Below are 25,112 nucleotides of genomic sequence, written 5' to 3'. Positions count from 1 at the left end.
AAGGTAAGCCTTACTTGCTTTGTTGATCGTGGGGAGAGCGATGCCGGGCCGAGCTGACCAGTTGTTGCCGCTGTCGGCCGCGCAGGCGGGGATCTGGTTCGCACAGCAGCTTGACCGGGCGAACCCGATCTTCAACACCGCCGAACGCGTGGCGATCGACGGCTGCGTGGACCCCGCGCGGTTCGCCGCCGCGCTGCGGCAGGCGGTCGCCGAGACCGAGGCGCTGCGCATCCGGATCTGCGAGGACGGCGCCGAGCTGGGCCAGGTCGTCGAGGAACCCGCCGAGTTCGAGCTGCCGGTCGTCGACTGCACGACCGCCGCCGACCCCGAGGCCCGGGCGATGGCGTGGATGCGCGCCGACCTGCGGGAGCCGGTCGATCTCACGCGCGGCCAGGCCGGCCGGTTGTGGAGCGCCGCGCTGTTCAAGCTCGGTGAGCGGCGCTGGTGGTGGTACCAGCGGATCCACCACGTGGCCATCGACGGCTACGGCTTCTCGATCCTCATCCGCCGGGTCGCCGAGCTCTACGGCGAGCAGGAACCCGGCCCGTCGCCGTTCGGCTCGCTGACCGCGCTGCTGGCCGACGAGCAGGAGTACCGGGAGTCGGCGAAGGCTGAGCGCGACACCCGGTACTGGCAGGAGCGGTTCGCCGACCGGCCGGACGTGGTGTCGCTGACCGGCAGCTCGCGGCCCACCGCGCACGACTTCCGCAGGCTGCCCGCCGAGTCGCCCGCCGGGACCGCGCTGGCCGCGGCGGCCGAGGAGAGCCGCACGATCTGGCCGGACGCGCTCATCGCCGCCTTCGGCGCTTACCTGCACCGGATGACCGGAGCCACCGACGTGGTGCTGGGCCTGCCGGTGATGGGCCGGCTCGGCTCGGTCGCGCTGCGGGTGCCGGGCATGGTCGTCAACGTGTTGCCGCTGCGGCTGCGGATCACCGCCGCGACCACCCGCGCGGAGCTGATCTCGCAGGTCGGCAAGGCTGTGCGGGAGCTGCGCAAGCACCAGCGCACGCGCGCCGAGGACCTGCGCCGCGACCTCAAGCTGCTGGGCTCGGACCGGCCGCTGTTCGGCCCGATGCTCAACATCAAGGCCTTCGACTACGACCTGCGGTTCGGCGACAGCCCCGCCACCGTGCACAACATCGCCGCCGGGCCGGTCGAGGACCTGACCGTCGCGGTCTACCACGACGACGGGCAGCTGCGGTTCGAGTTCGACGCCAACCCGGACCGCTACGGCGAGGCCGAGCTCGCCGCGCACCGCGAGCGCTTCCTGCGGTTCCTCGGGCACTTCGCGGAGTGCTCCGGCGACACCCGGGTCGGCGGGATCGACCTGCTCTCGCCCGAGGAGCGCATCCGGATCCTGGAGGAGTGGAACGCGCCGATCGCCGAGACCGCCGAGCTGCCCGCCGCGACGCTGCCGCAGCTGTTCGAGGAGCAGGCCGGGCGGACACCGGACTCGGTCGCCGTCGCCTTCGGCGCGCAGCAGCTGACCTACGAGGAACTCAACTCGCGCGCCAACCAGCTCGCGCACCACCTGATCGACCTCGGCGTGGGGCCCGAGCAGCTGGTGGCGCTGGCCCTGCCGCGCACAGCGGAACTGGTCGTCGCGCTGCTCGCGGTGCTCAAGTCCGGCGCGGCGTACCTGCCGCTGGATCCCGGGCACCCGGCCGAGCGGATCGCCTACATCGTCGGCGACGCCCGGCCGAGCGTGCTGATCAGCGACGCCGAGCACTCGGCCAACCTGCCCGCCGGGATCACCCGGGTCCTGCTGGACGATCCGACGGCGCGGATCGAGATCGCCCGGCACTCGCAGCGCGATCCCAAGGCCGGTGAGCGCGGGCCGCTGACCGCCGAGCACGCCGCCTACGTCATCTACACCTCCGGCTCGACGGGACAGCCGAAGGGCGTGTCCATCCCGCACCACAACGTGGTCCGGTTGTTCCGCGCCACCGAGCCGTGGTTCTCCTTCAGCGGCGACGACGTCTGGACGCTGTTCCACTCCTACGCCTTCGACTTCTCGGTGTGGGAGCTGTGGGGCGCGCTGCTGCACGGCGGCCGGCTGGTGGTGGTCCCGCACGAGGTCAGCCGTTCGCCGCGGGAGTTCCGGCGGCTGCTGGTCGACGAGCGGGTGACCGTGCTCAACCAGACGCCCTCGGCGTTCTACCAGCTCAGCCAGGCCGACCGGGAGGACCCGGCGGGCGAGCTGGCGCTGCGCGTGGTGATCTTCGGCGGCGAGGCGCTGGAACTGTCCAGGCTGGACGACTGGTACGAGCGGCACCCGCAGCTGCCCAAGCTGGTGAACATGTACGGGATCACCGAGACCACCGTGCACGTGTCCTACGTCGAGCTGGACCGCGAGCTGGTGGCCCGGCGGGACGGCAGCGTGATCGGCCGCGGCATCCCGGATCTGCGGGTCTACCTGCTGGATTCGTCGTTGCAGCCGGTGCCGCCCGGAGTGGTGGGCGAGCTGTACGTGGCGGGGGAGGGCCTGGCGCGCGGTTACCTCGGGCAGCGCGGCCTGACCGCGCAGCGCTTCGTCGCCGATCCGCACGGCGCGCCGGGCACCCGCATGTACCGCTCCGGTGACCTGGGCAAGTGGCGGCCGGACGGCAGCATCGAGTTCCTCGGCCGCGCCGACCACCAGGTCAAGGTGCGCGGGTTCCGCATCGAGCTCGGCGAGATCGAGGCGCACCTGGCCGCGCACCCGCGGGTCCGGCAGGCGGCGGTGGTGGTGCGCGAGGACCAGCCCGGCGATCAGCGGCTCGTCGGCTACACCGCGGGCACCGCGGAGGCTGCGGAGCTGCGGTCGCACCTGGCGGCGCGGCTGCCCGGGTACATGGTGCCCGCCGCGTTCGTGCCGGTGGACGAGATCCCGCTGACTGCCAACGGAAAGCTCGACGTGCGGGCGCTGCCCGCGCCGGAGTTCGGCGGCGACGCCGGCGGCCGCGAACCGCGCAACGACGTCGAGGCCGGGTTGTGCCGGTTGTTCGCCGAGGTGCTCGGGGTGCGCGAGGTCGGCATCGACGACGGGTTCTTCGAGCTCGGCGGGCATTCGCTGCTGGCAGCGCGGTTGCTGGCGCGGGTGCGCAGCGAGCTCGGTGCCGAGCTGACCATCCGCAGCCTCTTCGACCACCCGACGGTCGCCGGCCTCGCTGAGCAGCTGGGCGCGGTCGATCGCCGACCGGAGCTGCGGCGCGTCGAGCGACCCGAGCGGATCCCGCTTTCCTTCGCGCAGCAACGGCTTTGGTTCCTCAACCGGCTGGAAGGCCCCAGCGCCACATACAACTTGCCGCTGGTGCTGCGCATGTCCGGTGAGCTGGACGTGGCAGCGTTGCGCGCCGCGCTCGGCGATGTCGTGCGGCGGCACGAGAGCCTGCGCACGGTTTTCCCGGACGAGCTGGGCGAACCGCGTCAGGAGGTGCTCGACACCGTTCCGGAGCTGACCGTGGTTCACCTTCCGCGGGTCGGGGATGCGCAATTTCAATTGAAATCAGACGTCCAATTTCAATTGAAATTGGGGACCTCCCAGGACGGGACGGCTGCGGCGGGGGTGGTGTCCGATGTGGACGCCGCGGTGGCCGAGGCGGCGCGGGAGGGCTTCGACCTGGCGAAGCAGCTGCCGGTGCGGACGGTGCTCTTCGAGACCGGCTCGGAGCACGTGCTGCTGGTGCTGCTGCACCACGTGGCCGTCGACGAGTGGTCGATCCGGCCGCTGGTGCGCGATCTGTCCACCGCCTACGCGGCGCGGCTGCGCGGTGCGGAACCGGAGTGGGCCGAGCTTCCGGTGCAGTACGTGGATTACGCGCTGTGGCAGCGGGAACTGCTCGGCGACGAGTCCGATCCGGCCGGGCCGGCCGGTCGGCAGCTGGAGTTCTGGCGCGGCGCGCTCGCCGGGCTACCCGACCAGCTGGAGCTGCCCACCGACTTCCCGCGCCCGGCCGTGGCCAGCCACCGCGGCGATGCGGTGCGCTTCGGGCTCGACGCGCAGCTGCACCAGCGGTTGCGGCAGCTCGCCGGGGAACACCGAGCCAGCGTGTTCATGGTGCTGCAGGCCGGGCTCGCCGCGCTGCTGACCAGGATGGGCGCGGGCACCGACATCCCCATCGGGTCGCCGGTGGCCGGTCGTGGTGACGACGCTCTCGACGAGCTCGTCGGGTTCTTCGTCAACAGCCTGGTGCTGCGCACCGACACCTCGGGCGAGCCCGGGTTCGCCGAGCTGGTCGACCGGGTCCGGCAGGCCGACCTGGCCGCCTTCGACAACGCCGAGCTGCCCTTCGAACGGCTCGCCGAAGCGCTCAACCCGGCGCGCTCGCTGGCCCGGCACCCGCTGTTCCAGGTGATGCTCGCCTACTGGGGCGCCACCGATGCGGTCGCCGCCGAACTGCCCGGCCTGGAGACCGCTGTGGACACCGCGGCGGCCGGCGCGGCGAAGTTCGACCTGGCGTTCAGCCTCAGCGAACGCGCCGACGGCGGCGTCGACGGGCTGGTGCAGTACAGCACCGACCTGTTCACCCGGCAGACCGTCGACGACCTGGCCGCGCGGTTCGTCCAGCTGCTGACCTCGGCGGTGGCCGACCCGGCGACGCCGATCAGCCGCCTGGACGTGCTCGGCGAGGATGCGCGGCAGCGGGTGCTGGCCTGGGGCGACGCGGTCGGATCGGTCGAACCCGCCGGGACGTTCCCCGAGCTGTTCGCGCGCAGCGCCGAACGCGATCCGGACAAGACCGCGCTGATCTTCGAGGACGTCGAGCTCAGCTACCGCGAACTCGACCGGCGGGTCACCGAGCAGGCGCAGCTGCTGGTCGAGCACGGCGTCGGGCCCGGCGACATCGTCGGCGTGCTGCTGCCCCGCTCGCCCGAGCTGATCATCGGACTGCTGGCGGCGATGCGCGCCGGAGCCGCCTACCTGGCGCTGGACCCGGAGTACCCGGTGGACCGGCTGCGGCACATGGTCGACGACGCGGCGCCGCGCCTGGTGCTCACCGACGACCTCGCGGCCGACCTGCCAACAGCCCTGCTGAGCTGCGACGATCGTCCGCAGGGCCGCTGGCAGCTGCCGACCCCGCGGCTGGACGACGCCGCCTACGTCATCTACACCTCCGGCTCCACCGGCACGCCGAAGGGCGTGGTCGTGCCGCACCGGGGCATCGCCAAGCTGCTGGCCACCCAGACCGAGCGGGTCGGCATCACCGCGGACAGCCGGGTGCTGCAGTTCGCCTCGCCGAGCTTCGACGTGGCGTTCTGGGAGATGTGCATGGGACTGCTCAGCGGCGGCACGCTGGTCGTGGTGCCCGCCGACCGCCGGGTGCCCGGCGAGCCGCTGGCCGAGTACGCCCGCCGCCACCGGGTCACGCACCTGGCCATCGGGCCGTCGATGATGGGGATGTTCCCCGCCGACACCGAACTCCCGCCGGAGGCGACCCTGCTGTGCGGCGCCGAGAAGGTGCCCTCCGACCTGGTGCTGCGCTGGGCGCGCGAACATCGGATGCTCAACTGCTACGGCCCCACCGAGGCGACGGTGAACTCCACGCTGTGGGACTGCGATCCCGACGCGGTGGGCAGTTCGGTGCCGATCGGCGTGCCCGACCCGGGCGCCCGGCTCTACGTGCTCGACGCGCAGCTCCAGCCGACCCCGCCCGGCGTGGTCGGCGAGCTCTACGTCTCCGGCCTCGGGCTGGCGCGCGGCTACCTCAACCGGCCGGGCCTGACCGCCGAGCGCTTCGTCGCCGACCCGTTCGGGCCGCCCGGCTCCCGCATGTACCGCACCGGCGACCTGGTGCGCTGGCGCTCCGACGGCACGCTGGACTTCGCCGGCCGGGCCGACGACCAGGTCAAGATCCGCGGCTTCCGCATCGAGCTCGGCGAGGTCGAGGCGGTGCTCGCCCAGCACCCGGACGTCGCGCAGGTCGCGGCGGTGGTCCGCGAGGACACCCCCGGCGACAAGCGGCTGGTGGCCTACGTGGTGGGCGGTGGCGATGCCGCCGGGCTGCGCCGCCACGTGGCCGACGCGCTGCCGGACTACATGGTCCCGGCCGCGGTCGTGTTCGTCGACGCGCTGCCGCTGATGCCCAACGGCAAGCTCGACCGCAGCGCGCTGCCCGCGCCGGACCTGGGCGGAGCGGTCGGCAACACGATGCCGCGCAACCCCACCGAGGAGATCCTCTGCGGGCTGTTCGCCGAGGTGCTCGGGCTGCCGCGGGTCGGCACCGAGGACAGCTTCTTCGACCTCGGCGGGCACTCCCTGCTGGCCGCCAAGCTCATCGGCCGCATCCGCGACGCGCTGGGCGTGCGGATCAACGTCGGAAGTCTGTTCGCCGCGCCGACCGTCGTCGGCCTGGCCGAGCGGCTGCACGACGGCGGCGGCCGGGACGCGCTGGAGATCCTGCTGCCGCTGCGCACCTCGGGCAGCAAGCCGCCGCTGTTCTGCGTGCACCCCGCGGCCGGGCTGGCCTGGCCGTTCTCCGGGCTGCTCAAGCACATCGACGACGAGCGGCCGATCTACGGCATCCAGTCGCGCGGGCTCGCCGAGCCGAAACCGGTCGCGGCCAGCCTGCACGAGATGGCCGCCGAGTACCTCGAACACGTCCGGCAGGTCCAGCCGCACGGGCCGTACTACTTCCTCGGCTGGTCCTTCGGCGGCGTGGTCGCCCACGAGATGAGCACCCACCTGCAGCAGCAGGGCGAGGAAGTGCGGTTCCTGGGCATGCTCGACTCCTACCCGAAGGACGTGTGGGACGAGCTGCCGACCGAGGAAGAAGCGCTCAAGGCGCTGCTCTACATGGCGGGCTACGACCTCGCCGAGCTCGGCGATCAGCCGCTGACCAGGGCGGACGTCATGACGATCCTGTCCGCCGAGGGCAGCGCGCTGGCCAACCTCGAACCGCACAGCATCACGGCGATCATCGACAACTTCGCCAACTGCGCGGTGCTGGAGAACGAGGCCGACCACGCCGAGTTCCGCGGCGACGTCCTGTTCTTCACCGCGACCGTCAACCCGGCCAAGGAATCGCTGACCGCGCAGATGTGGCAGCCCTACGTCGGCGGCGCGGTCCGCAACCACGACATCGCCTGCGAGCACAAGGACATGACGCAGCCCGGGCCGCTGGCCGAGATTGCCGCGGTGGTGGACCGGGAACTCGGCGAGGTGGACCGGGTGAGCACCGAAGGAGCACGACGATGACCAACCCGTTCGAGGATCCGGCCGCGGAGTACTACGCCCTGATCAACGACCAGGACCAGTACTCGCTGTGGCCGCGGGCGATCGCGGTGCCCGCCGGGTGGACCGTCGCGCACGGCCCGGCCGACCGGGCGTCCTGCGTGGACCACATCGAGGTCAACTGGACCGACATGCGGCCCGCGCGCTGATCGCGATGATTCGCCAGGTGAGTCCTCAGGTAGCGGTCTGCGTCTGCTACGTCGCGGCGATGTTCATGAACGGCATGGACGCGACCATCGTCAACGTGGCGCTGCCCGCCATCGCCGCGGAGTTCGCGGTGCCCGCCAGCGCGACCTCGGCGATCAACGTCGGGTACCTGGTCAGCCTCGCCGTGTGCATCCCGGTGTCCGGCTGGCTCGGCGACCGGTTCGGCACCAAACGCGTGTTCCTCAGCGCTTTCGGGATGTTCGTGCTGGCCTCGGCGCTGTGCGGGCTGGCGGCCGATCTGCCGCAGCTGATCCTCGCGCGCGTGCTGCAAGGCGCGGGCGGCGGCGTGATGAGCCCCGTCGCGCTGACGATGCTCTTCCGCGCTTATCCGCCGGAACAGCGGATCCGGTTGTCCCGCGTGCTGCTGCTGCCGACCGCCGTCGCCCCGGCGCTCGGTCCCGTGCTGGGCGGCTTCTTCGTCGAGAACTTCACCTGGCGGTGGGGTTTCTACGTCAACCTGCCCGTCGGCGGGCTGGCGCTGCTGTTCGGCGCGCTGCTGCTGGCCGAGCACGTCGAGGCCCGGGAGAAGCGCTTCGACCTGCTCGGTTTCGCGCTGGCCGCACCGGGTCTCGGGCTGGTGATGTACGCGCTGGAATCGGTGGCGCCCGCCGGACCTGGCTCACCGCACTTCTGGGCCGCCGGGCTCGCCGGGCTGATCTGCCTGGGGCTGCTGGTCAGAACCCAGCTCAGAGCCCGCGAACCGATGCTCGACCTGCGGTTGTTCGGCGACGCCTCGTTCCGCCGCGCGAGCCTGATCCTGTTCGCGTGCGTGGCCGGATTCCTCGGCACGCTCTACGGATTCACGCTGATGTTCCAGCAGGGATTGGGCGCGTCGGCGTGGGAGACCGGGCTGGTGACGCTGCCGAAGGCGATCGGGCTGATGATCGCCTCCCAGCTCGTCGGCTGGGCGCACCGCAGGTTCGGGCCGCGCCGGGTGATCGCGACCGCCATGCTCGGCGCGGCGATCTCCTTCGCGCTGCTCAACGCGGTCAGCGCCGGGGATCTCTGGTTCGCCGCGTTCGTGCAGCTGCTGACCGGGTTCTTCGTGGGTGCGGCATCGGCGGAGCTGCAGGTCATCGCCTTCAGCACGATCGGCAAGTCCGCCACCGGCGGTGCGTCGACGCTGTTCAACGTGCAGCGGCAGGTCGGCTCCGCGCTCGGCGTCGCGCTCACCGCGTGCGTGCTGGCCGCTGCGCCGGGCCTGGGCGGCTACCAGCTGGCGATGCTGGTGTCGGCCGGATTCGCGCTGATCGGGATGTTCCTTGCCTTGCGCATCAAGGAGATCGAGCCGGCGCGACAACCCGTCGCCGCGGCTCGCTGAAGGCCTGTCTGACGAGCTCGTTCTGCGGTCGCTTTGCTCAGGCGGATGCAAGCGGCTGCCGCCGCTCATGAAGGCGAGGACGGCATTCGCCGACAGGCTGTGAGAGATCTGAGCCACCGCAGGGCAGACAACGACCTTGCTCTATGGTTAGGCTTGCCTTAACTGACATGATCGTTGGTGGACAGGAAGGAACGCATGGCCGATGGGTACCGCGGACCGACTCCGGCACAGCCGGCCCCCAGCACGCGATCTACAGGTGCTGCGCACCGCTGAGCTGAGCCCGTCGATGCGGCGGATCACCCTGGGCGGCGAGGAGCTCGAGGGCTTCCTGGACCAGCACACCGGCCCGAACATCAAGGTGTTCGTGCCGCGGCAGGGCCAGCAGCGACCGGTGCTGCCGGAGCTGGACGACGAGACCGGCCGCTACCGCTGGCCCGAGCTGCACGAGCGCCCGACCATGCGCACCTACACCGTCCGCCGCTACGACGAGGCCCGCGGCGAGCTCGACGTGGACTTCGTGATGCACGGAGCCCACGGGGTGGCCTCCAACTGGGCGCGCAACGCCCGGCCCGGCGACCACCTCGGCGTGATGGGCCCCGGCGGCAAGACCTGCCGGGCCGCCGACTACTACCTGCTGGTCGGCGACGAGACCGCGCTGCCCGCGATCTCCAGCATCGTCGAGGGCCTGCCGCCCACCGCGCGCGGCCAGGTGCTCGTCGAGATCGGCGAAGCCGCCGAGCAGCAGCACGTCCAGTGCCCGCCGGACCTGCAGTGGACCTGGCTGCACCGCGAGGGCGTCGCGGCCGGCCGCTCGCAGCTGCTGGTCGACGCCGTCCAGCAGCTCGACGTGCCCGCCGACGTCGACGTCTCGGCCTGGGTGGCCGGGGAGTCCGGCATCGTCCGCGGCATCCGCCGCCACCTGCGCAACGACCGCGGCATGGACGCGAAGTCCGTGCTCGCCATCGGTTACTGGAAGTACGGCCTGGCCGAAACCGAGTACCACGACAAGCACAACCACGACCGGGACTGACGGACGTGTACGGGGTCCGGCGCGAACCCAGCGGTTCGCGCCGGCGTATCCGCGTGCCCGAAAACAGGGCACCAGCGAGGCGAGGGGACAACGTGTCTGCGAGCGAGGAAGTCCACGACGTCCTGGGGATCGGTTTCGGGCCGTCCAACCTGGCGCTGGCCATCGCGCTGGAGGAGCACAACCGCACCGCGTCGGGGGCCGACCGGCTCTCCGGGCTGTTCTTCGAGCGCAAACCGGCCTTCGGCTGGCACCGCGGGATGCTGATCGAGGGCACCACCATGCAGGTGTCCTTCCTCAAGGACCTGGTCACCATGCGCAACCCGGCCAGCGACTTCTCCTTCCTGAGCTACCTGCACGCCAAGGAGCGGCTGGCCGACTTCATCAACCACAAGACGATGTTCCCGACCCGCGTCGAGTACCACGACTACCTGGAGTGGGCGGCCGGGCGGGTGTCCGAACTGGTGCGCTATGACACCGAGGTCGTCGAGCTGCAGCGGGCCGGTGAGCACTTCGAGGTCGTCGTCCGCCACGGCGGGCGGCTGGAGGTGCACCGAGCGCGCAACGTCGTGCTCGCGGTCGGGCTGGAGGCGAGCCTGCCCGCCGGGGCCGAGCTCGGCGAGCGGGTGTGGCACAACCTCGACCTGCTGCACCGCGTCGGCGAGCTGACCGAGGCACCGCGCCGCTGCGTGGTGGTGGGCGCCGGGCAGAGCGCCGCCGAGGTCACCGAGTACCTGCACCGCACCTTCCCGGCGGCAGAGGTGTGCGCGGTGTTCAGCCGGTACGGCTACAGCCCGGCCGACGACAGCCCGTTCGCCAACCGGATCTTCGACCCGAAAGCGGTGGACGACTTCCACGTCGCCTCGCCCGAGGTCCGCCGCGAACTGCTGGACTACCACCGCAACACCAACTACTCGGTGGTCGACCTCGAGCTCATCGAGGAGCTCTACGCCCGCGCCTACCAGGAGAAGGTGCGTGGCGAGCAGCGGCTGCGGATCCTCAACGCCTCCCGCGTCCGCGACGTCGCGACCCGCGACGACGGGATGGCGGTGACCGTGGAGTTCCTGCCCTCGGGCGAGCGCGCGGAGCTGGACGCCGATCTGCTGGTGTACGCCACCGGATGCCGCCCCCGCGACCCGTTCCCGCTGCTCGGGGACACCGCGCAGGACTGCGAGCGCGACGGGCAGGGCCGCCTCCAGGTGGAGCGCGACTACCGCCTGCGGACCAGCGCGGAGCTGCCGGGCGGGATCTACCTGCAGGGCGGCACCGAGCACACCCACGGCCTGACCTCGTCGCTGCTGTCCAACGGCGCGGTCCGGGCGGGCGAGATCCGCGACTCGATCCTCACCCGCCGCAGCCGCGCGCGGGCGGCCGAGCCCGACCGGGCGGTCAGCTTCGCCTGATCCCGGCTTGTAATCGCGGGCACAGGCGGGAACAACGCGGCGGGCGCTGTGGTTGGAGCGTTCGATGGACACCAATGCGACTCCGGAGCGCGCCGAGGCCGGCAGCGCGACCGCCGATCAGATCAAGGGCGTTGCGCGCGGGGACTCGCCGGTACCGCTCTCGGTGCTCGACCTGTCCACCGTCGGCGTGCAGCACAGCGCGTCCGACGCGCTGAGCACCACCACCGAGCTGGCCCGCAGCGCCGAGGCCTGGGGCTACCAGCGGATGTGGCTGGCCGAGCACCACGGCATGCCCGGCATCGCCAGCTCCGCTCCGGCGGTCGTGATCGCGCACCTCGCCGCGCACACCAGCACGCTGCGGCTGGGCTCCGGCGGCGTGATGCTGCCCAACCACGCGCCGCTGGTCGTCGCCGAGCAGTTCGGCACCCTGGAGGCGCTGCACCCCGGGCGCATCGACCTGGGCATCGGCCGCGCGCCCGGCACCGACCAGGCGACCGCCCGCGCCCTGCGCCGCACCACCGGCCCGCTGTCGGCGGACGACTTCCCGCAGCAGCTCGGTGAGCTGATGGCCTTCCTCGGCGACGACTTCCCGATCGACCACCCCTACGCGGCGATCCAGTCCGTGCCCAACGGGCCGGTGCCGCCGATCTGGCTGCTCGGCTCCAGCGGCTTCAGCGCGCAGCTGGCCGGCGCGCTGGGCCTGCCGTTCGCCTTCGCGCACCACTTCAGCGCGCAGAACACGCTGCCCGCGCTCGACCTGTACCGGCAGTCCTTCAAGCCCTCGGCGGTGCTGGACGAGCCCTACGCGCTGATCGGCGTGCAGGCGGTGGCCGCTGACACCGACGAGGAAGCGCTCGACATCGTGCGCCCGGTCGCGCTGAGCATGCTCCGGCTGCGCCGCGGCATGCCCGGCAAGCAGCCGACCCGGCAGGAGGCGCGCGAGTACCCGTACACGGAGCTGGAGCAGAGCTTCGTCGACAGCTGGCTGGACGACGCCGTCTACGGCTCGCCGGAGACGGTCCGCGCGGGCCTGGACGAGCTGCGCGAGCGCACCGGCGTCCAGGAGCTCATGCTGACGGCCAACATCCCCGACCGGGACACCAAGCTGCACTCGTTCGAACTGGTGGCCAAGGCCTACCGGATGATCTGAAGGCTTTGTTGAACTCGTTCTGCGTGGCGGTGCGGGTGGCGGAACCTCAGCGCCCGCCTGGCTGCGGGATCGGCGTTCTGATGTATGTCCGATACACGGCGAACGGGCTGTCCTCGCCAGGCGAACGCTGAGAACCCGCGGCGGTGCGAGCTGCGAGGGGCCGAGCGGCTGCGCCGCTTCAAGACGAAGCCCAGGAACCAGGGCCCAGGATGGGGCCCGGCTGACCGTCCGGAGCCGCTCATGGTGGGCGGGACCACTCTTGGCCGAGGTCCGGCGCGGGTGTCGGTTTCGCGTGGCGTACGGTCTATTGACACCGGTGTTTCTAGGCACGAGGCGGGATTGAGGGATTGGCGTGAAGCCTGGTGTGCTGATCTTCTACCGGATCATGGCGTACGTCACCGCGGTGCTGTTGATCCTCCTGTGCGCCGCGATGGTGCTCAAGTACGGCCACTTCGCCGGGTTGTGGGACGAGGGCAGCTCGACCCAGCAGCTCGGCACCGACTGGACCTTCCGGATCGGTGTCGCGCACGGCTGGCTGTACATGGTCTACCTGCTCGTCGCCGTGGTCGCCACGACCCAGCTGCGCGTTCCGATCGGCCGCATGCTGCTGGTGCTGCTCGCGGGCACCATCCCGTTCGGCGCGTTCTTCGCCGAGCGCAAGGTGACGCACTGGCACGAGCTGCGGTTGGCGGGTAAGCCGCTGACCGAGCCGCACACCCGGAGCGCGGAGGAATCACCGGCCTCATGACAGCAACCCACGAGTCCGCACCGGCCGAAGCCGCGCCGTCCACCGGGCGCCGCCGCGGTGTCGTCGCCGCGTACTTCGCGCTGACCAAGCCGCGCGTCATCGAGCTGCTGCTGGTCACCACGATCCCGGCGATGTTCCTCGCGCAGCGCGGCGTCCCGTCGCTGTGGTTGGTGGCCGTGACGCTGGTCGGCGGCGCCATGTCGGCGGGCAGCGCCAACGCGCTCAACTGCGTCGCGGACTCCGACATCGACGCGGTGATGCACCGGACCAAGAAGCGCCCGCTGGTGCGCTACGAGGTGCCGCGCCGCAACGCGCTGATCTTCGGCATCGTGCTCGGCATCGCGTCCTTCGGCGTGCTCTGGGCCGGGGCGAACCTGCTGGCCGCGGTGCTGGCCACCAGCGCGATCCTGTTCTACGTCTTCGTCTACACGCTGGTGCTCAAGCGCCGGACCTCGCAGAACATCGTGTGGGGCGGCGCCGCGGGCTGCATGCCCGTGGTGGTCGGCTGGGCCGCGGTCACCGGCACCGTGGAGTGGCCCGCACTGGTGATGTTCGGCGTGGTGTTCCTGTGGACGCCGCCGCACTTCTGGTCGCTGGCCATGAAGTACAAGGACGACTACGCGCGCGCCGGGGTGCCGATGCTGCCGGTGGTGGCCACCACCCGCCAGGTGTCGGCGCGGATCTTGGCCTACAGCTGGGCGACGGTGGCCTGCACGCTGCTGCTGGTGCCGGTGACCAGCTGGGTCTACGTGGCCTTCGCGGTGCTGGCGGGGGCTGCGTTCCTGATCGTCGCGCAGCGGCTGCACACCGCGGTGCGCAACGGTGGAGCGGTCAACCCGATGAAGCTGTTCCACCTGTCCAACTCGTACCTGGCACTGCTGTTCGTGGCCATCGCGGTGGACGCCGCGATCGGCCTCCCGGTGCTGGGCTGAGCCGGTTCCTGAATGGCCTGTTCGCTCCCACCAGGGGGTGAGCAGGCCATTTTCGTTTACAGGTGGAGGTGGAGGCGGAGGGCGTTGTCCAGGGCTGCGAGAGCGTTCCGAGGGAGAGTTCCGATCCGGTTGCCGACGCGGTTCACCGCCACCGCTCTGACCTGTTCGGCCTGGGCCTTGGAGTCGTTGGGCAATTCGCAGTCCGCCGCCCGCAGCAGCACCTGGAACGGGTACACGCGCTCGACGTTGGAGGTCACCGGCACTACGGTGACCACTCCGCGCCCGGTGCGCTGGGCACTGCGGTTGGCGGCATCGTTGCTGACCACCACAGCAGGTCGGGTCTTGTTCGCCTCGGCGCCTCGGATCGGTTCGAAGTCGACCCAGTAGATGTCACCGCGACGCATCGGCCATCCCGTCAGCGGTCGTCGCGTCCCACAGCTGCGCGTCGGCGCTGCTTTCCCACTCGTCCCAGGCGCTCTCGTACGCCTCTTCCAGTTCAGCTGTGCGCAGCAGGCTGATCGCCTGGTGGATCACCGCAGACCGGGAGTGCGCCCCGGTTTGCTCGGCATATGAGTCGACGAAGGTGACGTCTTCGTCGCTCAGGCTCACACTCAGCTTCATACCTGAAATGCTACCGGAATTGCTACCTGCTGTCACACCTGAGTAGTGCGGCGGGAACACCGCGGATGCGCGGCCCACCCCCGCCAGGCCTGGTCCAGTGCGTCGACGATCATCCGGCTCCGATCAGTTCGAAGGTCACGCACGCCCGGCCGCCGAAGCGGGCCGCGTGCTGCTGGGCCGATTCCACCACGATGCGGCGGGCGTGCTCCTCGGCCGGCTCGTCGCTGAGGGCCTCCAGGTACGTCTGGTGCGCGGCCAGCGAGGCCACCCCGTGCTCCAGGACATCGGTGATGTCCACCGCGTGCGTCGGGTGCGGCGAGGCGGCGACGGCGACCCAGCGGACGCCCTGCCACGGTTCGTAGCCCTGCTCGACCAGCTCCGGGAAGATCCAGCGGTTCCCGGCGTCGCCGACCGCGTCCAGCGCGGCCCGGCCGACCGCGCGGTGGTCCGCGCTGTTCCAGCTGCCCGGCCCCCACGAGTCGTGGTGGTTGAGCGTGATCACCAGGCCGGGCCGGTGCTCCCGGATCGCACGGCACAGGTCCCGGCGCAGCTCCGGGCCGTACTCGATCACCCCGTCCCGGTGGTCGAGGAAGTCCACCGAGTGCACGCCGACCTTGGCGGCGCTCGCGCGCTGCTCCAGCTCGCGCAGCGGCGCGGCCTCCTCCGGTGCCACGCCGTCGATGCCCGCCTCCCCGCGGGTCACCAGCAGGTAGGCGACGTCGCGGCCGGAGGCGGTCCAGGCGGCGACCGCGCCGGAGCAGCCGTACTCCAGGTCGTCGGGGTGCGCGACGATCGCCAGCGCCTGCTGCCAGTCCGTCGGCACGGGTTCGAGCTGATCGGTCATCCGATTGCCTCCTGGAACGCTTCGGGTGCTTCGAGTGTCGCGCAACATGAACGGTTCGCGCCGGTGCTGCCACCGGTTTTCCGGTGCGGTTGGGAAATGCGGTCCGCACCAGCGGAAACCGGATCGCACGACATGCGGGCGGTGTGTCGGATTCGATCCGGAATTGCTTTCCCCAGCTTTTCCGCGGCGGCTATCCGGCAATTTCGCGCAGTGGCATTTCTACGCCACCGCGGCCTCGGCGATGACCGGCCGCAATACGTTCTGGAGCACCGTGATCCGGACGGCTAAGGAGGTTGGTGCAGATGAACCTGCCCAGAACGCTGCGGCCCGTTGTCGGTCTGCTCATCGCTTTCCTGCTCGCGCTGGGCCTTCCGGTGGTGGCCTCGGCCGCCCCGGAGGCGAACGTGCGGGTGGTCACCTACGACGCGAGCCAGGCCGCCGAGTTCCGCGACGTGGTGGACGCGGGCGCGCAGATCTGGAACGACCACGTGCAGAACGTGCGCTTCGAACCGGCCACCGGCGGTGCCGCCGACGTCGTGGTGCTCGCCGACAACGGCTGGCCGCGCGCCGAGGTCATCGGCCTCGGCAAGGGCCGGGTCTGGATGGGCCGCCAGGCGGTCAACGAGGGGCACGACACGCTGCGCATCGCGGCCCACGAGCTCGGCCACATCCTGGGCCTGCCGGACAACCGCACCGGGCTGTGCGAGGACCTGATGTCGGGCGCCAGCGCCGGGCCGAGCTGCAAGAACCCGAACCCGAACCCGGTGGAGATCGCCGAGGTCGAGCGCAACTTCGCGCAGGGCGTGATCCTCGAGCGGCGGGTGTACACCGAAGACGTGCTCGCCCTGCGGTGAGCACGCGGGCTGCGGCGGTCATCGCCCCGATCGCCGCAGCCCACTCTCCGTCGCAGGTCAGGCCCCGTGAGCACTTCCTGTTGCCACAGCACCGGGAAGTGCTCACGGGTCTTGCGCTGAACGTGGTGCGGAACCGTTCGCGCCGCTGCGCCGTCGAAGTCGCCGAAATCCCACTCCGGCCCGGGTGGGACAGGACTAGTCTTGGTGATCATCATCCGGTCACCGAACTGGCCGGTCACCCGTGCGACGACGGTGAGCAACGAGGCGGGCGAAGCGATGCGCGACGAGCCAGAGAAGGACGAACAGCGCGAGGAGGCTGCGGTTCTCGCGCCTGCCGACGCGCCGGAAACCGCGGTGCCGGAAACCGCTGATCCGGTACCCGCCGCGCCGGACGAGCCCGCCGAGGAGTTACCCGGGGCCGATCCGGTCGCCGAGCTGACCGGAGCGGTTTCCGCGCTCGCCGAGCAGATCCGCGAGCACCACGACCGGGCCGCCGCGCGGGAGCGCGTCATCGACAAGCTGCACGCCGAGGTGGAGCGGTTGCGCGCCGGGGAGCAGAACCTGCTGCTGCGCCCGATCACCACCGACCTGCAGAACCTCCGCAAGGACCTGCTGCACCAGGCCCGAGCCCTGCCGCCCGAACCGACCCGGGAGCAGGTCGCCGACCTGCTGGAGTCCTTCGCGTTGAGCGCCGAGCAGGCGCTGGAGCGCTGCGGCAGCGCACCGATCCGGCCCGAGGTCGGCGCCGAGTTCTCCGCCCGCGAGCACCGGGCCGTCAAGATCCTCCCGGCCGAAGCGCCCGACCAGCACGAGCGGATCGCGCTGGTGGTCTCCGACGGTTACCTCGACACCACGACCGACCGCGTGACCGTTCCCGCGCGCGTGCACGTGTACCGCTGGAGCGCGACCACCGGGGACAGCCCGCGAGCAGAGGGGATGAACGCTGATGTCTGACGGCGATCTGCAGGTGTTCGGCATCGACCTGGGCACCACCTATTCGGCCATCGCCTACGTCGACGAGACCGGCAGGCCCTCGGTGTGCCGCAACACCGACAGCAGCGAGACGACGCCGTCGGTGGTGTTCTTCGAGAACGAGTCGAACGTGGTGGTCGGTTCGGTGGCGAAGAACTCCGCGATCATCGACCCGGACCGGGTGGTGTCGCTGATCAAGCGGCAGATGGGCGGCGACGCCGAGTTCGAGTTCGACGGCAGCACCTACACCCCGGAGTCGATCTCGGCGCTGATCCTCAAGCAGCTCGCGCAGGACGCCGCCGCGCACACCGGTGGTGAGGTGGCGCGCGCGGTGATCACCGTGCCCGCCTACTTCGGCATGCAGGAGCGCAGCGCCACCAAGCAGGCGGGCACCATCGCCGGGCTCGACGTCATCGGCATCGTGCCCGAGCCGGTCGCCGCCGCGCTGCACTACGAGGCGACCACCGGGGCCGACGACAAGACGATCCTGGTCTACGACCTGGGCGGCGGCACCTTCGACACCACGGTGATCCGGGTGTCCACCGACGAGATCGTGGTGGTGTGCACCGACGGCGACGACCACCTCGGCGGCGCGGACTGGGACCTGCGGCTGCGCAACCACCTGCTGGCGAAGTTCCAGGAGCAGGCGCCCGACGGCACCGAGGTGGAGGACGACGAGGAGTTCCTGCAGTCGCTGGCCACCACCGCCGAGGACACCAAGAAGCAGCTGTCCAAGGCCGAGTCCCGCGCGGTCGCGCTGCGCGGCGCCGGGGTCAGCGCGCGCGTGGAGGTGACCCGCGCGCAGTTCGAGACCGAGACCCGGGACCTGCTGGACAAGACCGTCGACATCGTCCGGCGCACGCTGGGCACGCTGGAGTCCAAGCAGCCCGGCGCGAAGATCGACGAGGTGCTGCTGGTCGGCGGCGCCACCAAGATGCCCGCGGTCGCCGAGCGGCTGCGCGCCGAGTTCGGCTGGGACCCGAAGCTGCACGACCCGGACCTGGCCGTGGCCAAGGGCGCCGCGCTCTACGCGCTGGGCCGCGTGGTGCACCGGGAGGCCACCGAGGAGGGCTCCGCGGGCGTCTCCGAGGCGGTGCGCGCGGTCGCGAGGCAGACCGGTATTTCCGAGCGGGCGCTGGAGAACCTGGCCGCCAAGCAGACCCGCAACGTGCTGCCCAAGGCCTTCGGCGTGAAGCTGGTCGACACCTCCGACCCGGACTGGCGCAACAAACCCGAGCGCTTCCTGGTCCGACACCTGGTGCACGCCAACGACTCGCTGCCCACCGAGGAGCGCACGCTGGAGGCGTTCACCGTCGAGGAGGGCCAGACCGGCGTGAGCATCGAGCTCTACGAGCAGTCCGGTGTGGTCGCGGGCCCGGATCTGGCGGAGAACAAGGAGATCAGCGAGGGCAAGGGCATCATCGACGGGTTGCCGCCGCTGCCCGTCGGGTCCCCGGTGAACATCCGCATGACCGTCGACGACGAGGGCCTGCTGGAGCTGACCGCCACCGAGCCGTCCACCGGCAATTCGCTGGACATCAAGGTGCGCGTCAGCGTCCGCAGCGATGAGGAGGTCGCGGCGGCCGCGCGGAAGATCGCGGGCATCACCGTCTCCGGCTGACTGAGTGGCCGTGTCAACCCAAGTGCTGATCAACCGCACCTCAGGGGAACGTGACGCGAACCAGCCACGAGAAACCGCGAAGCGCAAGATCAACCGCCGAACGCAACCACCACTGTGAATCGCGGAGAGGCGGGACTGGACGGGATCCGATGCAACCCTTCGATCCGAAGGCGTACGAGCGTGACGTGGTCCGACCGCTGCGGGGGCGCAGCGGTCGATTACCGGACGACCTGCTGACCCGGTACGCGATCGGGCCGGACTTCTCCGACGCGGACGTGGCGCAGCGGTTGTCGCAGGTGCGCTCGCACTGGAACAAGAGCGCCCAGTCCACCGCGAAGTCCAGCTTCACCACCAGCGTCTACAAGGCGTTCCTGCGCGAGGACGAGGAACTGCGCCGCGAGCACGGCGACGAGATGTCGCGGATGTCGTGGTGGCGTGCGCGGCACAACGCGCGTGCGGCCGCCGGGCAGGCCCAGATCGACGAGCTCGCCCAGATGCTCAAGGCGAACTTCGGCGAACTCGGGCTCATCACCCCGGGCCAGCTGGAGGCGATGCGCGAAGCCTTCGGTCAGCTCGCGCCGTCCGAAGTGGACAAAGCGCTGGCCAAGGCCAAGGTGCGGACGGCCGTCCCGCTGGACCTGCCGAAGACCTCCGGGATGCCCGAAACGTTGTTCCGCAGACTGAAAGAACTTCTGAAGGACGCCGAGGTCACCGGACTTCCCGAGCTGCTGCACGGAAAGCTCACCAGCTTCGCACTGCTCACCGAATTCCGAAGCACGCCAGCACATCCTGATGGTTTGAGTGCGAAAGCCGTTCAGACGGCTGTCGATCGCGAGAACAGGCGCTCCGGAAACCGTGCGGCGCGCGAGGCCCTCGGGCTGATCAACTCCGTGGCAGACCTCCGCCTCCTGGCGCTGTACCACCTGCTCGACGACGTGCGCAGGCTCCGCGAGAACGGTGCGCCGGCCGGTGCGCTGCTGCGCGTGCTGCGCCAGTCCGGGCTGGAGGAAGGCGAGGCCCGGCAGGCCGTGGTGAGCGTGCTCAGCGAAGCCGGGGCGACGAAGATCGAGGTCAGCGGCCTGGCGAAGGTTGCCGAACTGCTCGCCGCCGGATACCTGGTGGCGGCCCAGCAAGCGCTGGTCGGCATCGCCGACGCCGAGGAGGCGGCAACCGCGAAAGCGGCCGTCGACCGGCACGCGGAGCAAGTGCGCTCGCTGCGCGAAGCGGCACATCGCGCGCTGGAGCGCGGAGCCGAAGGCGAAGCGCGCAGGCAGCTCACCGAAGCATCGCGGCTGGCCGCCGACGACGACGCGATAGCGGCGGAGGTGCGGCGCATCCCGGTGAGCCCGGTGGCGGAGCTGACGGCGCAGCCGGAAGGGCTCGGGGTGCGGCTGTCGTGGCGGGCGCAGCCCGACCACGGCGTGAGCACCCGGTACCGGGTGGTGCGGCGGAGCGGGCGGACGCCCGGCGACGCCGCCGACGGCGACGTGGTCGCGGAGGGGACGGAGACCGCGGTGGTGGACACCGCCGCGGCGGCCGGGGTGGCTGCGGGGTACGCGGTGTTCGCGGCGGAGCCGGACGGGGCGTGGTCGCGGCCGGCCGCGGTGAGCGTCGAGGTGCTGCCGCCGGTGCACGCGGTGCAGATCTCGGTCCGCTCGGGCGCGGTGGAGGGCACTTGGAAGCTGCACCGCGACGCCATCGGCGTTGATGTGGTGCGGCGGGACGAATCCGGTGGGGTGCCGGTTTCCACAAGTGGCAGAAACTCTTTCCGCGATTCCACTGTGGATTTCAAGTTGGACTGCACGTACCTGCTGACGGCGCGCTACCGGCGTGCGGACGGCACCGAGGTCCGCGCGGAATCCATCGCGGTGCGGCACCGCGCGCGGGTCGTGCCGACCCTGCCGCCCGTGACCTCGTTGGAGGGGCGGCACTTCGGGCGGGAGCTCGTGCTGTCCTGGGTGTGGCCCGACGGCGTGCGGATGGCCGAGGTGTCCTGGGACAACGCCTCGGACAGCGGGTCGCGGCGGCTGACGCGGCAGCAGTACCAGGACGAGGGCGGCTGCCGGATCGGCGCCGGGCCGGGTGAGACGCGCGTGCGGGTCGTCTCGATCGCCACCTCCGATGACGGCGAGCACCGGTCCAACCCCGGCGAACTGTCCGTCAGCGGGCCACCCGCGCAGGTCGGCTACCAGGTGGAACGGCGCAACAGGCTGTTCGGGCCGAGCAGTGCGCGCATCGTGCTCACCAGCGATCTCCCGGTGCCCGAGTGCGAGGTGCTGGTGGTCGTCGCGCCGGGTCGCGTCATGCCGCTGCGGCCGGACGACGGGAACGTCGTGCACCGCGCGGTGCACCGGATCGACGACCCGGTCGAGATCACCGTCGAACTCCCGAAGCGGAAACCGTTCTGGCTGCGCTGCTTCGTGTCAACACCCGGTATCGACTTGGTCGATCCGCCCGTTACCCAGCTGAAGGTGACCTAGTGTCCTCGGGGCGGTGCCGGTGCTCCGATCACATCCGGCACCGCGCACGACTTCCGCGATTTCAATGGAAATCAGACGTCCGATTTCCATTGAAATCGCGTCGAGCACAACGCAACGAGCGCAGGGAAGACTAGATGGCCAAGGTCGCATGCCCCTACTGCTACCACCGGTTCCCGGTGGGCCACCTGCGCTTCCAGTGCACCGGCCGGCCGGCGCCCGGTCGCGAGAAGTGCCGCAAGGCCGTCGATCCCGAGCGGCAGCGGCTGACCGGCTACGCCGCCACCACCTGGCCGACCTTCGCCGCGCCGGGCCGCTTCGGCCGCAGCCCGCGCAAGGCCGACTGCCCGGACTGCGGCACCACCAGCGGGATCCGCGCCTGCCCGGTCTGCCACACGCCGCTGCCCGCCAACTTCGCCGACGGCGGCAGCCCGCTGATCGGCGTGGTCGGCGGCAAGAACGCCGGCAAGACCGTCTACACCACGGTCCTCGTGCACGAGCTGCGCAACACCATCCGCCGCCGCTTCGACGCCGACATCGCCTTCACCGGTGAGCAGGCCGGGGTCGGCACCGCGCAGTGGCTGGAGCGCTACGAGCAGGCGCTGTTCGGCGACCAGTCGCTGTTCGAGTCCACCACCAGCTCGGCCGACGGCATCCGGACGCCGCTGGTGATGCAGTGGCGGCAGCCGCGCACCCAGCTGGGCAAGCGGGTGTACAGGACCACCACGCTGTCGTTCTACGACGCGGCGGGCGAGGACATGACGACCCAGGAGTTCGTCAACAGCCAGGCCTACCTGACAGCCTCGGACGGGCTGGTGGTGCTGCTCGACCCGTTCCAGTTACCCGGCGCGGCGGACCGGATCGCGGTGCCCGACGCCGGCCGCCGCGACACCGAGCCGCCGATCAACGTGCTCAACCGCGTGACCGAGATGCTGCGCTCCAGCACCGGACTCGGCGACGGCAAGCAGGTTCGCACGCCGATCGCGGTGGTCTTCTCCAAGATCGACGCGTTCTTCGGGATGCTCGGCGAGAACCACCCGCTGCTGCGCCCGCCGCGCACCGGCCCGGAGTACGACGAAGCCGCCGGTCAGGACACCGACGAACACCTGCGGGCGCTGCTGGCCGAGCTGGGCGCCGACGACATCGACGCCCACCTGCGGGCGCACTACCGGACGTTCCGCTACTTCGCGGTGTCGGCGCTCGGCGCGGAACCGGACTACGGCAGCAAGCAGATCGATCCGGCCGGTGTGCGACCGTTCCGCGTGGACGAACCACTGCTGTGGCTGCTCAGCAACTTCAAGGTCATCGAACGGAGCCGAGCATGAGCGCGCGGGAATTCCACTCGCTGTACTACACCGACTGCGGTCCCGGCCAGGGCCTGCGCGGCGGCGCCGGGTTCCAGTTCCAGGCGGTCTCACCGGACACCACCGACGAGATGATGACCGTCGTGCAGCGCTCGACGCTGTACGAAGCACCGGTCGGCTGGATGCGGGAGAAGCGCCCGGTGGAGGACTACCCGCCGTCGCTGGTCCACGTGCACAACGGCGTCTACGCGACCGCTCGCGGCGTGTACCTGGGCGCGGAGACCGGCGGTGTGCGGGAGGGAAACCAGTTCACCCACGCGCTGGTCACCACCAACGCCCAGCTCTACGGGCCGATCCGGCCGGCGCAGCTGTGGGACGCGCCGTGGTGGGTGGAGGAGCCCGCGCCGAGCACCGAATGCCCAGCCGTGCCCGCCGAACCGGAGGCCGGGCCGTTCGGCGTGGAAGCGCTGCGGGAGTGGGTGCTGGGGCAGCAGAACGGCGAATTATGGCTGCTCGCAGTGCATTCCGCGGTGGACAGGGTGCACGACGAAGGTGCGCCGCGCGTGGTGTTCATCAGCGAGGACCCGGCGGCGGTGATGCGCTGGATCGCCGCCGCGACGCTGCTGCTGCCGCAGGAGCGGGCGCTGCGCGTCGGGTTCCGGGTGTTCGCCACCAACCCGCAGTTCAGCGAGCAGGAGGTGCTGGCGCTGCACCCGGACTGGGCGGGCTCGCTGGCCGAACCGGAGCGGCACACCGACTTCACGGTGTTCAACCTGGTCACCGGCAAGCACCGGGAGGCCGAGGCCAGCGATTCCGCGCTGCACTGGGTCTCGCGCTTCCTCCGCGCCGATCCCTACGACGTGGTGGACGCGATCGAGCTGTCGCACCAGTTCGCCTGCGGCCGCGGTGCGGCCCGCCCGAGCAACGGCGACCGGCTGGCCGCCGGCGTGCTGGCGCTGGAGGAACCGGTGTCCGGCCAGGAATCCGCGATGGCGCTGGCCGAGTGGCTGGCCGCCCCGCCCGCGGTGTCCGCCGCGGACGTGCTGGAACCGGTGCTGGCCGCCGTCCTCGCCGCCGAGCCCGGAGTGCCCGTGCTCGCGCGGCTCGCCGGGATCGACCTGGAGCAGGCCGGGCAGGTGCGGTTCGCCCTGCTGCGCGCGGAGATCGGCGAGATCATCCGCGGCACGCCCGCCGGCGACCGGGCCCCGCTGGCGGAGAGCCGGTGGCGCCGGGACGAAGTGGAGCGGGCCACGAGGCTGGTGGAGGGCGCGGCAGGCGCGGTGCTGCCGGAGCGGATGGACCTGCTGCTGCGCACCGCGGCCCGCTTCGGCGTGCAGCCCCGGCTGGGCAACTTCGCCGAGCCCGCCGCGCGATTCGTGGAGTGGTGGGCGCAGCACCCGCACGCCGGTGTCGATCCGTCGAGCTGGACGTGCGGAGCGGAGTTCGTCGACCTCCTGCGCGACGTGCTGGCGCGGCGGCTCGAAGGGCCGTGGGGCGACGAGGTCGCCGCGGCGATCAAGGAGCGCTGGTGGCGGCTGCTCGCTCCGACCGTCAGCGATCCGTTCATGCCGCTGGACGCCGCCGTCGCGTCCGCCGCAGTGGCCGCCGGTGGCTCGGTGCGGCAGGAGACCATCGAGGTGTTCCGCGGGCTGCTGCGCAAGCCCGAGCAGCCCGGCACCGGGGAAGCGGTGTACGACGCGCTGTTCGGCGAATCCGCGCCCACGCTGGTGGAGCTGTCCGCCTTCCTCGCGGAGCTGCCGTCCACGGCGGTGTCGGACGCCCTGGCGCAGCGGGCTTTCGGCGTGCTGGGCAAGGCCAAGGTGTCCGGCCGCTACCTCGACGTGCTGCGGGTGCTCAGCCACCACCTCGGCGACCGGCAGGACCTGCGCAAGCTCTGGGAGGACGACGGGCGCCTGCGCGCCTGGCTGAGCACGCTCCGGCGGAAGGGCGCGGAAGCGGGCAGCCCCGGCGAAATCGCGGAGCAGGTGCTCGCCGCGCGCGCCGGGAAGGTCGTCGAAGCGCTGCTCGCCTGCCCGCCGCGGGCCGCGACGGAACTGGTGGTCAGCAGCGGCGAACAGCTCCAGCAGACCCTGGTCCGCGAGCTGCCCGCGGTGTGGAACGACGAGAACGCCGATCCGGACCTGCGGGATCGCGCCGTGGTGCTGGCGTTCGTGGCCGCCTGGTCCGACGACGCCACCGGCACGGTGCGCGCGGCCTTCGACCGCGAGTTGGAGGCCTGGATGCACGCGCACAAGCAGTCCGACTTCCGGCGCATCAGCAAGCTGCTGCGCAGCATCGAGGCCGAGCACGCCACGGTGTGGCACGAGTGGTTGCGCGAAACCGCCCAGCGCAAGCCGAAGCAGGCGCGCACCCGCCAGGTCGCGCGGCGGTTCTTCGGCAGACGGGAGCGCTGAC

The 25,112-nt window shown here is 71.2% G+C and carries 17 protein-coding genes; 14 read left to right on the top strand and 3 right to left on the bottom strand.

What is annotated here, in order from left to right:
• Positions 1–40: 40 nt before the first annotated feature.
• The 8 genes from ATL45_RS06180 (at position 41) to ATL45_RS06145 (ending at position 14,004) form a co-directional block, all read left to right on the top strand.
• A complete protein-coding gene (locus ATL45_RS06180) occupies positions 41–7,180 on the top strand; it encodes a non-ribosomal peptide synthetase (RefSeq protein ID WP_121505302.1) in 7,140 nt (2,379 codons plus the stop codon).
• Positions 7,177–7,365 carry an MbtH family protein gene (locus ATL45_RS06175; protein ID WP_093149908.1) on the top strand — a complete coding sequence of 63 codons (189 nt, stop codon included), beginning with the start codon at positions 7,177–7,179 and terminating at the stop codon, positions 7,363–7,365. The genes ATL45_RS06180 and ATL45_RS06175 overlap by 4 nt, the downstream gene beginning before the upstream one ends.
• Before the next feature lie 17 nt (positions 7,366–7,382).
• Positions 7,383–8,744 (top strand): MDR family MFS transporter, encoded by a 1,362-nt coding sequence (locus ATL45_RS06170; protein WP_246025184.1) that lies wholly within the window; start codon positions 7,383–7,385, stop codon positions 8,742–8,744.
• 202 nt (positions 8,745–8,946) lie between these two features.
• Positions 8,947–9,774, top strand: coding sequence for a siderophore-interacting protein (locus ATL45_RS06165; protein WP_093149911.1), 828 nt, complete (start codon positions 8,947–8,949; stop codon positions 9,772–9,774).
• A gap of 92 nt (positions 9,775–9,866) precedes the next feature.
• On the top strand, positions 9,867–11,174 hold the full coding sequence (locus ATL45_RS06160) for a lysine N(6)-hydroxylase/L-ornithine N(5)-oxygenase family protein (protein ID WP_093149913.1): 1,308 nt from the start codon (positions 9,867–9,869) through the stop codon (positions 11,172–11,174).
• A gap of 64 nt (positions 11,175–11,238) precedes the next feature.
• Positions 11,239–12,324 carry an LLM class flavin-dependent oxidoreductase gene (locus ATL45_RS06155; RefSeq protein WP_093149917.1) on the top strand — a complete coding sequence of 362 codons (1,086 nt, stop codon included), beginning with the start codon at positions 11,239–11,241 and terminating at the stop codon, positions 12,322–12,324.
• 352 nt (positions 12,325–12,676) lie between these two features.
• Positions 12,677–13,072 carry a DUF3817 domain-containing protein gene (locus ATL45_RS06150; protein WP_093149922.1) on the top strand — a complete coding sequence of 132 codons (396 nt, stop codon included), beginning with the start codon at positions 12,677–12,679 and terminating at the stop codon, positions 13,070–13,072.
• Positions 13,069–14,004, top strand: a complete 936-nt coding sequence (locus ATL45_RS06145) for a heme o synthase (protein ID WP_093149926.1) — start codon at positions 13,069–13,071, stop codon at positions 14,002–14,004. The genes ATL45_RS06150 and ATL45_RS06145 overlap by 4 nt, the downstream gene beginning before the upstream one ends.
• 56 nt (positions 14,005–14,060) lie before the next feature.
• Here ATL45_RS06145 and ATL45_RS06140 read toward each other — a convergent pair whose 3' ends face one another.
• From ATL45_RS06140 to ATL45_RS06130, 3 genes are all read right to left on the bottom strand, one after another.
• Positions 14,061–14,408 (bottom strand): type II toxin-antitoxin system PemK/MazF family toxin, encoded by a 348-nt coding sequence (locus ATL45_RS06140; protein ID WP_093149931.1) that lies wholly within the window; start codon positions 14,406–14,408, stop codon positions 14,061–14,063.
• Positions 14,395–14,625: a DUF8778 family protein gene (locus tag ATL45_RS06135; RefSeq protein WP_093149937.1), complete on the bottom strand. Its 231-nt coding sequence runs from the start codon at positions 14,623–14,625 to the stop codon at positions 14,395–14,397. The genes ATL45_RS06140 and ATL45_RS06135 overlap by 14 nt, the downstream gene beginning before the upstream one ends.
• Positions 14,626–14,734: 109 nt before the next feature.
• Positions 14,735–15,469, bottom strand: coding sequence for a PIG-L deacetylase family protein (locus tag ATL45_RS06130; protein ID WP_093149940.1), 735 nt, complete (start codon positions 15,467–15,469; stop codon positions 14,735–14,737).
• A gap of 302 nt (positions 15,470–15,771) precedes the next feature.
• On the opposite strand from ATL45_RS06130, the gene ATL45_RS06125 reads away from it, so the two are divergent.
• From ATL45_RS06125 to ATL45_RS06100, 6 genes are all read left to right on the top strand, one after another.
• Complete coding sequence (locus tag ATL45_RS06125) at positions 15,772–16,323, top strand: snapalysin family zinc-dependent metalloprotease (protein WP_093149943.1); 552 nt, start codon at positions 15,772–15,774, stop codon at positions 16,321–16,323.
• A gap of 204 nt (positions 16,324–16,527) precedes the next feature.
• Positions 16,528–17,277: a nucleotide exchange factor GrpE gene (gene grpE / locus ATL45_RS06120; protein ID WP_246025791.1), complete on the top strand. Its 750-nt coding sequence runs from the start codon at positions 16,528–16,530 to the stop codon at positions 17,275–17,277.
• Positions 17,270–18,916, top strand: a complete 1,647-nt coding sequence (locus tag ATL45_RS06115) for an Hsp70 family protein (protein ID WP_093149945.1) — start codon at positions 17,270–17,272, stop codon at positions 18,914–18,916. Before grpE ends, ATL45_RS06115 begins: the two co-directional genes overlap by 8 nt.
• A gap of 149 nt (positions 18,917–19,065) precedes the next feature.
• Entirely contained in the window at positions 19,066–21,396 is a 2,331-nt protein-coding gene (locus tag ATL45_RS06110; protein WP_093149947.1) for a SaeA-related protein, read from the top strand.
• Positions 21,397–21,530: 134 nt separating this feature from the next.
• On the top strand, positions 21,531–22,718 hold the full coding sequence (locus tag ATL45_RS06105) for a TRAFAC clade GTPase domain-containing protein (RefSeq protein WP_093149951.1): 1,188 nt from the start codon (positions 21,531–21,533) through the stop codon (positions 22,716–22,718).
• Positions 22,715–25,111, top strand: a complete 2,397-nt coding sequence (locus ATL45_RS06100) for a GTPase-associated protein 1-related protein (protein ID WP_093149955.1) — start codon at positions 22,715–22,717, stop codon at positions 25,109–25,111. Before ATL45_RS06105 ends, ATL45_RS06100 begins: the two co-directional genes overlap by 4 nt.
• Position 25,112: the final 1 nt, after the last annotated feature.

The organism is Saccharopolyspora antimicrobica, assembly GCF_003635025.1.
GTDB lineage: Bacteria > Actinomycetota > Actinomycetes > Mycobacteriales > Pseudonocardiaceae > Saccharopolyspora > Saccharopolyspora antimicrobica.
The sequence above is the reverse complement of the archived record's forward strand: the minus strand, read 5'-3'. Positions and strand labels throughout refer to the sequence as shown.